Genomic DNA, 12,372 nt, shown 5'->3' with positions numbered 1-12,372 from the left:
ATTTGTCTACATTCATAAGCGGCTCCTTTAGTTTTTAGAGGTAATTTTCAATCACCTAAATTTAAAACTCAAAGAAGCTTCTTTATACGCAAATATGAAAATCTAATCCAGAGTTCAGGTTATAAGTAAAAAACTTATAAACCAATCAAAAAAAAGTAAAGATAAAATTTATAGCATCCATGAACCATCCGTCTACTGTGTAAGTAAAGGTAAGTCTAAACATCCTTATGAGTTTGGTTGCAAGGTACAATTTACAGTAACGCATAAAAAAGGTTTAATTGTTTCAACAGAAGCAATACATCCTAATGCTTACGATGGCCATACTTTGCAGAAGAGTTTATTACAAGCCGAGCAATTATCTGGTACCAAAGTAAAGTATGCTTTTGTAGATAAAGCCTACCGGGGTAATAATATACCTGTTAATGAATGTAATATATTTATAAGTGGTTCTAAAAGGGGAATAACGCCTGCTCTAAAAAAAGCTATAAAAAGAAGATCTTCTATTGAACCGCATATTGGTCATATGAAATCCGATGGTAAATTATCTGTTAACTATTTGAAAGGTATTCTAGGAGATAAACTTAACGTTATTTTATGTGCTATTGCTCATAACCTACGACTGATTACAAGAAAGTTATTCTTAACACACTCACAATCACATAAATTAAAACCTATATAATTAAAATTCTTAATCCAAAACCAGTTATACCTATATCTTGGGTAGGAAAAATAGAGCGCCTGCTAAACCATAAATATTGTAAAAAAAGATCCATTCAATAAATTTATTCAAAAATAATATTTCAGGGCCGACTAAATAGAAATGGCTTTTGGTCCAAAATAGCTTATAATCTGTTTAGTTACCTCTTTTAAGTTAATTACATACTTTGAGACCGTTGTTATAGATAGTTATTATAATTTTTGATAAGTTTCTAGTGTTATTTTTTGTAGTTTTTATGGTTAAGGATGCATAAATTTCATTATTTATTGATTTTCAAGTTAATATTTGTATATTTTAGATATACCATCCCCCTAAAAACCCTTTAAAATGATATTTGGAGCTCTATATAAATTATAGGCTATAGATTCCATAACATGTTGCTTATGGGTTTTATCAAGGCCTATATACCTAGCTCCTGAACTACGGAACCACCTCTTAATACTTCCAAATACTCTTTCTACTTTATAGCGCGTCTTAGATACAAATTTATTAAAACGTTTAGCAGCAGGTGATAAGGGATGATTTCTATTACCTTTCTTTTGAATAGCTGATTTTAATTTCTTGTTTTTTAGTAAAGTTTCGTTGGGCAAACCGCTATAGCCTTTATCTCCATAGAGCCTGCTTCCTGCTTTTAGAGATACTTTATCCAATAATATAGGTAAATGGGCACCATCATGACTAGATGCTTTTGTAGTCGTGACTGCCAGAACTAAACCTTCTTTACTTTCTATAAGGACATGTCGTTTATACCCATAGTAAAGATTATGACCTTTTTTGGTCCAACTAGCTTCTGGATCTACCCCTTTTTGTATAACTATGAGATACCGATATAGTACCATCCTCACGCAAATCATAGCTCTTTTTACCTTTGGGACGTCTAGGAGTAGGGGGGATAGAGGCGTCAATAACTGCACCATGCTGAACCAGAACACCATGGTTAGATAGTTGATCATTTATGATTTTTAACAATCTATCTAAAGCTTTCTTTTCTGTAAGAGCAGTCCTAAATCTGCTTAATACACTATGATCTGGTACGGAATTATCCATCGATATACCACAAAAACCTGCTAAAAGTAATACGATCATTTACTTCCTCTTCGACTTGGTAATCGCTCAACCCATACCACTGCTCAAGCAATAGCATTTTAAACAAAAGAAGGGGACTATAAGCAGGCTTGCCTGATAAACGTAAACCTTTAGGATAATAAATACGCAGTTCTTTTTCTACTAATGACCAGTTAATCAGATTATTGATTTGATCAAAAAAGTATGCTTGCATTTACGACGACTAGCTGATATATCTGATAAACTTAACTGACCGCTCACTTTGATTGACATAATAATATCATAAAATTTTTATTACAAAACCTAAACAATAATTACAAGTTAAACTTTTAATAAAATTAACAATTACTTTTTTATACTAAAATCTAAAAACCTATTGCAACGGTCTCAACGTAATATATTTCAACTAATTTTGATAGATTCATAAGTGGCTCCTTTGGTTTTTATGGTTATTTTTCAATCCCTCAAATTTAAAACACAAAGGAGCTTTTTTAAATCCTTTTTTTACTGTCTAATCCAGAACTCACGTTTTTACACTGGAAATGACAACTAAATGATCTAGTACTAAGATCCCTACAATTTGATCTTCTTGTAACATTACCAAATACTCATAGAATAAACAAATGAAATTTAAGCCTAATATCTTACAAATTTTTAATCTAATTTAAAATAGAATGCTGATGCGGAATGTGAGATGTATATCAGAGGCGCAAAGATTGATGACTCTACTTTACAAAGATGGGTTATTAAATGTGTTCCACTGATAGATCAGGAAGTAAGAAAAAGGAAACGACCAGTTGGTAATAGTTGGAGAATGGATGAAACTTACGTCAAACTAAAAGGAAAAATAATCGGATCTAAAAAACAACCATCTACTTTTGAGAACTTCGGTAAGCTTATGGCTGCATAATACCAAATTTTAAGACAAAAGAAAGCACTATACAAAATCAACGACAGACGCAACAGAGCCGAAAATAATACGCTACTGTGCTTTAATCATCTAATTTTAATACTGCCATAAAAGCCTCTTGTGGAATTTCTACTGAACCTACTTGTTTCATTCGTTTTTTACCTTTTTTTTGTTTCTCTAAAAGTTTCCTTTTTCGTGAAATATCACCACCATAGCACTTAGCAATCACATTTTTTCGTAAAGATTTTACTGTTTCTCTAGCAATGATTTTTGTACCAATAGTTGCTTGAATGCTTACTTCAAACATATGTCTAGGAATAATTTCTTTAAGCTTTTTACACAAGACTTTACCCCGTTCATAGGCACTTGATCTATGTACAATAGCCGAAAGGGCATCTACTTTTTCGTTGTGCAATAGGATATCTAATTTTACCAAGTCTGCATTGGCAAACCTACTTAATTCATAATCTAAAGAAGCGTAACCACGTGAAATCGTTTTAAGTTTATCAAAAAAGTCAAAGACCACTTCTGCTAGGGGTAATTCAAAAGTAAGTTCTACCCGGTCAGTTGTTAGATAAAGTTGATTTTTTAGAATCCCTCTTCGATCCATACAAAGTTTTATAATTCCACCTAAAAATTCTGACTTTGTGATGATTTGAGCTTTGATAAGTGGTTCTTCAATCCGATCAATGGTATTGGGGTCAGGCATATCTGCAGGTGCTTGTACCTCTATTCGTTGCCCTTTTGCGTCTATTACATGAAACTGTACCGACGGAACTGTAGTGATAATGGTGATATTAAACTCTTTTTCTAGTCGTTCTTGGATAATCTCCATATGGAGCATCCCTAAGAAACCACACCTAAAACCAAACCCTAAAGCCGCGGAGCTCTCTGGTTCCCAAATCAGTGCAGCATCATTTAATTTTAGCTTTTCCATAGCATCTCGTAATGGCTCATATTCCGTGCTATCGACTGGATAGATGCCTGCAAAAACCATAGGTTTTACTGCTTCAAATCCTTTAATCATGGCCCCTACTGGACGGCCAGCTTTATCTACATGGGTAATCGTATCGCCCACTTTTACTTCACTTGCATTTTTAATGGCCGCAATCATATAGCCTACATGGCCTGCTGCCAAAAATGGTTGGGGGATTTGTTGCAATTTTAAAATGCCTACCTCTTCGACTTTATAATCTATTCCTGTACTAATGCACTGAATTTGGTCTCCTGGCTGAATCGTTCCATTAAAAATCCGAAAATAGACCTCTACACCACGAAAACTATTGTACAGTGAATCAAAAATCATTGCTTGCAGAGGAGCTTTAGGATCTGTTTTAGGTGCAGGTATACGGGTAATTACCGTTTCTAGTAGAGCATCAATGCCCATACCTTGCTTGGCGCTAACAGAAAGAATTTCATCTCGATCGCATCCTATAAGCTCTATGATTTGCTCTTTTACCTCTTCTGGCATGGCCCCTGGCAAATCCACCTTATTCAATACAGGAATAATGGTAAGGTTTTGCGCCAAGGCCAGATATAGATTAGAAATGGTTTGCGCTTCAACCCCCTGTGCGGCATCAACTACTAGCAGGGCCCCCTCACATGCCGCAATAGAGCGCGAAACTTCATAGGTAAAGTCTACATGTCCTGGTGTATCAATCAAATGGAGGAGGTAGGATTCACCCTTATATGCATAAGCCATTTGGATCGCATGGCTTTTAATGGTGATGCCCCGTTCACGCTCTAGATCCATATTGTCTAGAACTTGATTTTTTTGATCGCGTAGGCCAACCGTTTTAGTGGCTTCTAATAAACGGTCTGCCAAGGTGCTCTTGCCATGGTCAATGTGTGCAATGATGCAAAAATTTCGAATATTTTTCATTAAACTTGTTTGAGTGAAAATAAAAAGGCTAAATCGATTTCAGACTTGCCCCTTTACACTATTGCAAGGTACGGAATTTAAAAAAATAGTATTACCTTTGCATTAATATTTATATAATTTTCTAACCCTATTATGCATCAGTTAATAAAATACGTTGAAGCCATATGTAATCCCCAGCCCGCCCGCAAATTCCCTAATTTTAAGGCTGGTGATACCATCAATGTACATGTAAAAATACAAGAAGGCAATAAAGTTCGTATTCAACAATTTCAAGGTGCGGTTATTCAACGCAAAAACCCTAACACGAATGGGGAAACTTTTACCGTACGTAAAGTATCTAAGGAAGTGGGGGTAGAGCGTATCTTCCCTTTGCTTTGTCCAAATATTGAGAAAATAGAAGTAAAAAGAAAAGGCCGTGTCCGTAGGGCTAGAATTTATTATCTACGGGGGAAACAAGGCAAAGCAGCCCGTATTAAAGAACTTAGGTAAGATCACACTTATAGGGTACTTTTTGCTTGAAAAAAATCAAGCCGATTCTAAAAAATTATGGAAAACAAACCTTTTAGCTAAAAAGACTTAGCCCGCCGTGGGGCCTGAAAAAATGCTATCCTGTAGGTCAGCTGTAAAGTCTCTTTAGTATATCAAATTTTTTATAAACAGGTACTTTTTCGTAACATACCCATATGCTCAAAATAGATAAACATATTTTAATATATTTATCATAAGCGCCCATTTTTTGTTGCCTCCTTAGCTCAACTGGTAGAGCAACTGATTTGTAATCAGTAGGTTGCTGGTTCGATTCCGGCAGGGGGCACTTATTCTAATTCTACATCTATAGCGGCTCGCGCGCGTCTGTAGTTGATTTTAGGGTATCTATCTTGTCTTAAACTTTGAGTATGTCATGGTTTAGATGGCTTCTTGGGTGGTAATCTTGCATGATTTGTTTAAGATAACTTCTGTCCAAATGTGTATATATTTCGGTAGTGGTAAGCGCACTATGTCCCAACATCTCCTGTATAGCACGTAAATCTGCACCTCCCTCTATTAAATGTGTTGCAAAGGAATGTCTAAAAACATGAGGTCCTACTTCTACATTGATTTTGGCTTTTCTAGCAAGTGCCTGTACCATTAAAAAAATCATCACCCTAGTTAAGCTGCTTCCGCGTCGATTTAAAAACAGAATATCTAAATATCCAGGTTTTATCTTCATATGGGTACGGACCCCCTCTATATAAAGTTTAATATATTTTAGTGCCATGGCACCAATAGGTATCAAACGTTCTTTATTACCTTTTCCAATTACACGTATAAAATTTTCTTCGAAGTAGATATGACTTAACTTTAAAGAGATCAACTCAGAAACACGTATCCCTGTACCATAAAGTGTTTCCACGATAGCTCGATTGCGTACACCAATTGGTGTAGAATGGTCTATCGCCTTAATGAGGTGCTCAATTTCAGATATAGACAAAATAAATGGTAGATGTTTGCCTAAATGAGGACTTTCTATAAGCTTAGTAGGATCCTTAGTGATGTGGTGACCCAAGGATAAGAACTTGTAAAAAAGACGCAAGCTAGAAAGCATTCTTGATTGACTGGTAGCCTTTATGCCGATGTAGTGTAGTTTAGCTAAAAATTCCTGAATATGAGCGTCATCAACCGTCAGTGGTGTGAGCGTTTTATTCAACAAAAATTGGGTAAATTTTCTTACATCAGAAAGATAAGCTTTGATAGAATGTTTGGCAAGTAAACGCTCCAAACGGAGGTAGGTCTCAAATTGCTGCAAAAGAAAGTTCATTCTTGGTCTATCACAAACACTGAAGACAAAATACGATTTAAAGACTTGCTATACCCCAAAAAGAAAAGCCAATAACTAAGGACCGATAAACCTATGGCTTAAGCTCCCCCTGCTGGACTCGAACCAGCGACCCTTTGATTAACAGTCAAATGCTCTAACCAACTGAGCTAAGGAGGATTATAACCACTACAATTTTACCATTTTTTTCTTTCATAAACAATAAATCATCACAAAAATGATCAACTTGACCATGTCATTGAATAGATTGGTACATATTATATTTAAATTAATTTTAATAGCTTTGAGTAACTATTTTCCTTCTTTGCTTTTTATCGAAAAAGAGATAAAAGTGATAACATTAGACCAAAATAATTGAAGTTTGTAATAGTGTACCCAATCCTAAGGTAAAGTTTTTACCTTGCATTTCACCCAATAATATTGTAGTCGATTTAAATGAAACGCATCACATCATGACTTCAAAAAATAGTACAACCAAGCCAGCAGGGAGTTGGATCCAAAAATCTGCAATGGTTCTTATTAAGTTTTTAGGCTGGAAAATCAACAACACAACGCATCCAACCACTTGGAAAAAAGCAGTTATGGCATTGGCGCCACATACTAGCAATTGGGATTTTTTTTATGGCATGTTATTTAAACTTAGCCATCCCAATGTAGCGATTAGATTTGCCATAAAAAAAGAAGTAATGTTTTTTCCACTTTCCTATCTAATGAAAAAGCTGGGCGCTATTCCAATAGATAGAAATAAAACAACCAAGCAGGCCAATATGGTAGCTGTAATGGCAGAGATGCTCAATAGCGCAGATGCGCTTGTACTAGCAATTGCACCTGAGGGTACAAGAAGTTATGTAAAACGCTGGAAAACAGGATTTTATAGATTAGCTGAAGCAGCAAATGTTCCAATTATTTTAGGATATATACACTATGCTAAAAAAGAAATGGGATTGGGTCCAACCTTTTATCCTACAGGTAACATAGAAAAAGATATAGCAAATATTCAAAGTTTTTACCGAAACATACTTGGAAAATATCCAAAGCAGGGTGTCGTTTGATATGACAATTTGACATTATCAAAAGCATTTGGCAAAAAAATTGCATAACCATATAGGATTAATGGAAACGATTACTTTTAACTTTTATATTTCAATCATCAGACCATCTCATCATATTCAATACATATAAAACATGAAGTTACAAGATACACATACAAATCAAACAGGATGCTGCGCATCAGAAGTAGATAAAAACCAAACAGATTGCTGTAATGGAGGAACCAAAACCAGTGAGTCATGTTGCTGTAGTGGTGAAGAAATTATGGATCAACCATGCTGCTGTAGCCGACAAGAGGTCGAAAATCAAATAAATTGTGACAATCTACAAGAAACAGAATTGCATATGGGTTGTTGTCAGTCACGTAACAGGCTAGATAATGCAGATAAGCAAATGTCGAATCCTGATATAAGTTCATTCGAGCAACTGCAATCACTACTAAAGGAAACAAATGACAAATACCTTCGCCTTTATGCTGAATTTGATAATTTTAAGAAGCGTACCACTAAGGAACATAGAGACCGTACCGATAGGGACAATAAGAAAATATTAAAAGAACTTTTACCGATTGTAGATGATTTTGAGCGATGTATGATGGCCTTACAAGGTACACAAGCAGTCGTTCAACATCTTGAAGGCATCAAACTAATTTATGATAAATTATGTGGTTTTTTAAAAAAGTGTGGTGTACAAGAAATAGCCATAGAGCAAGGCAGTGCATTTAATGCCGACCTGCATGAAGCGATTATGCAGCAACCAGTAGATAATCTGGAAATGCAAGGAAAAATTGTAACAGTAGTAGAAAAAGGATACCTAATTAATGAATATGTGTTACGCTTCGCTAAAGTTATAATTGGAGTATAAATGGAAAAAGATTATTACAATATTCTGGGTGTAGAACGCAATGCTACTGCAGAAGAGATTAAAAAAGCCTATCGAAAGATAGCGATGCAATACCATCCTGATAAAAATCCAGGAAATAAAGGAGCAGAAGAAAAATTTAAAGCTGCTACAGAAGCCTATGATGTCCTAAGTAACCCAGAGAAGAAACACCAATATGATCAATTTGGTACAAGTGGATGCCAAGGAGGAAGTAGGTCTTATGAAGGTGATATTTTTGAGGGTGATTTGAATGATCTATTTCAAGATTCGCCTTTTAGTAGTTTTTTTAGTAGCGGAAGAAGAACACGGCAGGCCGCTAATCGTGGCGAAGACTTACGTATAAAAATCAAACTAACCCTTGAAGAGGTTGCATTAGGTACTGAAAAAAAAGTCAAAGTAAAACGTTATACAAGTTGTGAGGCATGTGGAGGTAATGGAGCAAAAAACGGACTTTCTGTAGAAAAATGTGTCTCTTGTAAAGGGCAAGGTGTGGTTCGTAAAACGACCCAAACCATGCTGGGCAATATGCTTACAGAATCCATTTGTAACCATTGTACGGGAACGGGTAGCCGTATTAAAACAGCTTGTAGTGATTGTCAAGGAGAAGGAAGAAAATTTATAGAAGATTTTATTACCTTTAAAGTACCTAAGGGGGTAAAAAAAAATATGGAGCTAACCCTACGTGGCAAAGGAAACGCGCCACTCCGTGGCGGTACACCAGGTAGTTTGATTATCCAAATAGACGAAGAAGAAAATGATCTTTTAAAGCGTAAAGGCAATAATATTTGTTATACTTTACACGTTAGCTTTATAGATGTGACCCTAGGTTGCGAAATGGAAGTCCCTACTATATATGGAAAAGTTCGGCTTAAAATTCCACCTGGAACATCATGTAGCGAGGTTTTTAAATTAAAAGGAAAGGGTATTACAGATATAAATGGTTATGGTAAAAAGGGAGATCAGTTGGTTTTTATCCAAGTTTGGATCCCAAAAGAGCTTACAAAAGAAGAAAAAGAGATTCTGCTTTCTCTTCAAGACTCGCCTAACTTTATACCTAAACCAAATAAGAAAGAAGAAAGCTTTTTTGATCGGATCAAATCTTTTTTTCAAGGATAGAGCCAATATGCTATCGTTTAAACTATTCCTATGACCCAATTTGTAGTTTCTGCACGAAAATACCGTCCTACTACTTTTAAAGATGTAATCAGTCAGTCCCACATTACAACCACACTAAAGAATGCAATAGCTACCCAACAACTTGCACATGCTTTTCTTTTTTGTGGTCCACGTGGTGTGGGCAAAACCACTTGTGCGCGTATATTGGCTAAAGCTATTAATTGCTTACAAATTACAGCAACAGCAGAGCCTTGTAACCATTGTGCCAATTGCCTTAGCTTAAGTAGCAATCGCGCGCTGCATGTCTACGAGTTAGATGCAGCCTCTCATAACTCTGTAGAAGATATGCGTGATCTAGTGAGTCAGGTCCGCTACGTGCCTCAAACGGGTAAATATAAGGTATACATTATAGATGAGGTCCATATGCTCTCTAATGCTGCCTTTAATGCCTTGCTTAAAACACTTGAAGAGCCCCCTAGTTATGCTATATTTATATTAGCTACTACAGAACGGCACAAAGTTTTAGCTACCATTTTATCTCGTTGTCAAATCTTTAATTTTAACAGAATTAAATTAGAAGATATTGTTACACAGCTTAAAACAATTGCTAGACAAGTGTCTATTGGTTATGAAGAATCTGCACTACAGTTGATTGCCCAAAAAGCAGAAGGTGCGATGCGGGATGCACTTTCTATGTTTGATCTGATCACTGCTTCCGCAGGTATAGGCGGTACCATTACCTATGCCAATACACGTGATCATCTTCAAATCTTGGATTATGACTATTATTTTAAATGTACAGAAGCTTGCTTGACAGGTAATATTGCTACGGTCCTTTCTCTCTATGATGCGGTCTTACGCAAAGGATTTAATGGGCACCATTTTATAGTAGGATTGGCCGAACATTTACGCAACGTATTGGTTTGTAAAGACAGTGCTACGCTTCCGCTTTTAGAGGTTACTGATAATATTCGTCCACGTTATGCTGAATATGCTACTAGATGCACCATGCCTTTTTTATTGAAAGCCTTGACACGTTTAAACCAGTGTGATATAGGCTATAAATCTAGTCAACACCAAAGATTGCATGTAGAGTTGGCACTGATTGAACTAGCTACTGCCCATCTGTCTATTCCAAAAAGCACAATAGACCCGTTACCCAAATCAGATCACTCGCAAGAAGCCGTTATAGCTAAATCTAGATCAGCCGATTCCGCAAGATCATCTCTAACGCGACTGGCCCAATCAAACGATACCTTGGACCATCTGGCTCTCAAGCCAGTAACCTCTACTCAACAGCCAGAGACCATAGCTATTCCTAACTTAGCAAGCCTAAAGGCTTCATTGGCTGCAAATAAAAAATCAAATACGCCCGATTTAAAAAAAAAAATAGAAAATGGATGTGATGGGGAGGAAGCAATATCGGAAGAGATGGTTCAAACTTGTCTTGCTGATTATAGGCAACAACTTAAAAATAATGGTTGTATAGCTGCTTATCATCTTATGGGTCAGCCCATCAAGATAGAAGGTTCGGTTGTAACCATTTCATTGATCAATCCAGTACAAGCAGAGCTGTTACAAAGTCTAAAAGAAGAACTTTTACCTACAATGCGCAAAAAATTGAATCATCCTACCATGAATGTTCAAGGTATTTTGGTGAACCAGATTGTTCCCGAAAAACCTTATACAGATCAAGAAAAATTAAAGTACTTGAGCAAAAAAAACGGTGCCATAGCACTACTCCAAGAACGATTTATGTTGGAAGTAGCTTACTAATTGGTCGGCCTTAAGGTCCTGTCGTATCTGTAGTTGATTTTCTATAGGTCTCCCCTTTATCTTAAATTTGGGTATTATCGAGCCATTAGTTTAGCGAGGTTCTCAAAAGAATTTTTTATATTTTTGCTGATTAACAAATAATTATATAGTATTTCAGGGACGACTAAGTAGACAGAGCCGCTCGTTAACACTCAACAAAGAGATAACTTGCGATTAGGGTGTGCTATTACAAATTGAGACCAACTTTTCGGCTTAGCAGTAGAAGATAAACGTTGTTGGCTATGGCATAAAGCTACTGCCAGTGCATCTGAAGCATCTAAAAAAGTAGACGGAATAGATAGGTTAAGGAGGTAGCCCACCATAGCAGCCACTTGTTCCTTGGACGCATTGCCGTTTCCTGTAACCGCTTGTTTTACCTTACGTGGCGCATATTCTGTAATAGGCATTTCACACGCTAAAGCTGCTGCAATTGCTACTCCTTGTGCCCTTCCTAACTTAAGCATAGATTGTACATTCGATCCATAAAAAATTGACTCAATTGCTACTGCATCTGGGCTATATTTTTTCAATAATGCTACCATATGTAAATAGATGTGACGCATCCGTAACATATGTCCTTTGTATTTTTGTAATTCCAAAATACCATAGTCTATTGGTTTTATAGTGCTACCTATTGCTGATTCTTGAATAATACCAAAGCCCATAATCACACTTCCAGGATCTAGGCCTATAATAATTTTTCCACCCATAGGTTATTTATTTCAAGTATATATAAAATTTTTTAGTTTGATAACTTGACTTTGCATCGCTCTAGCTGTTTAGTCCCACTAAGAAGTGGTTTGGATTATTATTAAATAAATGTGGATTTTTTTCCATTCATCTAAAATACTTTCCCAAGGTGTTTTTCCTTTTAATGCTTTTAATCACTTAGCTGAGTAACCATTACGACTATTCCCCGTGTTCCTGCCTTCTATAGAATGTTTTTCATAACCAAGATGAGCGTCTAATTCTGCATCCATAGCACGTTCTACCGTGAGCTTTAATAGTTGCTTGCTCAGAATAGCTAAATCTTTTTCACTCTTAATAGATTTCGATAATGCATTTAATACATTTGGATCTATATTTATTTGTTGGTGTTCCATTGCTTATCACTCATT

8 protein-coding genes, 2 tRNA genes and 4 pseudogenes are annotated in these 12,372 nt (G+C 36.0%); 8 read left to right on the top strand and 6 right to left on the bottom strand.

Going from position 1 to position 12,372, the window contains the following annotated elements:
• Positions 1–121 precede the first annotated feature (121 nt).
• A pseudogene (locus CHV_RS05285) lies at positions 122–780 on the top strand (IS5-like element ISCca5 family transposase); the annotation flags it as partial.
• Positions 781–1,029: 249 nt separating this feature from the next.
• On the opposite strand, the pseudogene CHV_RS05280 reads toward CHV_RS05285, so the two are convergent.
• A pseudogene (locus CHV_RS05280) lies at positions 1,030–1,997 on the bottom strand (IS5-like element ISCca7 family transposase).
• Positions 1,998–2,486: 489 nt separating this feature from the next.
• Between CHV_RS05280 and CHV_RS02785 the strand changes: the two are divergent.
• Positions 2,487–2,630, top strand: a pseudogene (locus CHV_RS02785) (IS6 family transposase); the annotation flags it as partial.
• A 145-nt stretch (positions 2,631–2,775) separates the two neighbouring features.
• On the opposite strand, the gene lepA reads toward CHV_RS02785, so the two are convergent.
• Positions 2,776–4,575, bottom strand: coding sequence for a translation elongation factor 4 (gene lepA, locus CHV_RS02780; RefSeq protein ID WP_034576976.1), 1,800 nt, complete (start codon positions 4,573–4,575; stop codon positions 2,776–2,778).
• 132 nt (positions 4,576–4,707) lie between these two features.
• On the opposite strand from lepA, the gene rplS reads away from it, so the two are divergent.
• Complete coding sequence (gene rplS / locus CHV_RS02775) at positions 4,708–5,064, top strand: 50S ribosomal protein L19 (protein ID WP_034576974.1); 357 nt, start codon at positions 4,708–4,710, stop codon at positions 5,062–5,064.
• A gap of 252 nt (positions 5,065–5,316) precedes the next feature.
• Positions 5,317–5,389: transfer RNA gene (locus tag CHV_RS02770), tRNA-Thr, on the top strand.
• A 69-nt stretch (positions 5,390–5,458) separates the two neighbouring features.
• Here the strand turns inward: CHV_RS02770 and xerD are convergent.
• Positions 5,459–6,373: a site-specific tyrosine recombinase XerD gene (gene xerD, locus CHV_RS02765; RefSeq protein ID WP_034576971.1), complete on the bottom strand. Its 915-nt coding sequence runs from the start codon at positions 6,371–6,373 to the stop codon at positions 5,459–5,461.
• 103 nt (positions 6,374–6,476) lie between these two features.
• Positions 6,477–6,550 (bottom strand) — tRNA-Asn (locus CHV_RS02760).
• Between the two features lie 293 nt (positions 6,551–6,843).
• Here CHV_RS02760 and CHV_RS02755 point away from each other — a divergent pair.
• The 4 genes from CHV_RS02755 to dnaX all read left to right on the top strand — a co-directional run bounded on the left by CHV_RS02755 (position 6,844) and on the right by dnaX (position 11,215).
• On the top strand, positions 6,844–7,443 hold the full coding sequence (locus CHV_RS02755) for a 1-acyl-sn-glycerol-3-phosphate acyltransferase (protein ID WP_051602189.1): 600 nt from the start codon (positions 6,844–6,846) through the stop codon (positions 7,441–7,443).
• Between the two features lie 133 nt (positions 7,444–7,576).
• The gene (locus CHV_RS02750) at positions 7,577–8,305 is read left to right on the top strand and encodes a nucleotide exchange factor GrpE (protein ID WP_051602188.1); all 729 of its coding nucleotides are present in this window, start codon (positions 7,577–7,579) and stop codon (positions 8,303–8,305) included.
• Positions 8,306–9,439, top strand: a complete 1,134-nt coding sequence (gene dnaJ / locus CHV_RS02745; RefSeq protein ID WP_034576969.1) for a molecular chaperone DnaJ — start codon at positions 8,306–8,308, stop codon at positions 9,437–9,439.
• A gap of 30 nt (positions 9,440–9,469) precedes the next feature.
• On the top strand, positions 9,470–11,215 hold the full coding sequence (dnaX, locus tag CHV_RS02740; RefSeq protein ID WP_034576967.1) for a DNA polymerase III subunit gamma/tau: 1,746 nt from the start codon (positions 9,470–9,472) through the stop codon (positions 11,213–11,215).
• Positions 11,216–11,406: 191 nt separating this feature from the next.
• Here the strand turns inward: dnaX and ruvC are convergent, their stop codons facing one another.
• Positions 11,407–11,964 (bottom strand): crossover junction endodeoxyribonuclease RuvC, encoded by a 558-nt coding sequence (ruvC, locus tag CHV_RS02735; protein ID WP_034576965.1) that lies wholly within the window; start codon positions 11,962–11,964, stop codon positions 11,407–11,409.
• Positions 11,965–12,141: 177 nt separating this feature from the next.
• A pseudogene (locus tag CHV_RS02730) lies at positions 12,142–12,357 on the bottom strand (transposase); the annotation flags it as partial.
• Between the last annotated feature and the right edge of the window lie 15 nt (positions 12,358–12,372).

The sequence above is a fragment of the Cardinium endosymbiont cBtQ1 of Bemisia tabaci genome, assembly GCF_000689375.1.
GTDB lineage: Bacteria > Bacteroidota > Bacteroidia > Cytophagales > Amoebophilaceae > Cardinium.
The sequence above is the reverse complement of the archived record's forward strand: the minus strand, read 5'-3'. Positions and strand labels throughout refer to the sequence as shown.

Bases quoted from the DNA above. Each gene is read 5' to 3' on its own strand.
- lepA (WP_034576976.1), bottom strand. From the start codon at position 4,575: ATGAAAAATATTCGAAATTTTTGCATCATTGCACACATTGACCATGGC.
- rplS (WP_034576974.1), top strand. From the start codon at position 4,708: ATGCATCAGTTAATAAAATACGTTGAAGCCATATGTAATCCCCAGCCC.
- xerD (WP_034576971.1), bottom strand. From the start codon at position 6,373: ATGAACTTTCTTTTGCAGCAATTTGAGACCTACCTCCGTTTGGAGCGT.
- CHV_RS02755 (WP_051602189.1), top strand. From the start codon at position 6,844: ATGACTTCAAAAAATAGTACAACCAAGCCAGCAGGGAGTTGGATCCAA.
- CHV_RS02750 (WP_051602188.1), top strand. From the start codon at position 7,577: ATGAAGTTACAAGATACACATACAAATCAAACAGGATGCTGCGCATCA.
- dnaJ (WP_034576969.1), top strand. From the start codon at position 8,306: ATGGAAAAAGATTATTACAATATTCTGGGTGTAGAACGCAATGCTACT.
- dnaX (WP_034576967.1), top strand. From the start codon at position 9,470: ATGACCCAATTTGTAGTTTCTGCACGAAAATACCGTCCTACTACTTTT.
- ruvC (WP_034576965.1), bottom strand. From the start codon at position 11,964: ATGGGTGGAAAAATTATTATAGGCCTAGATCCTGGAAGTGTGATTATG.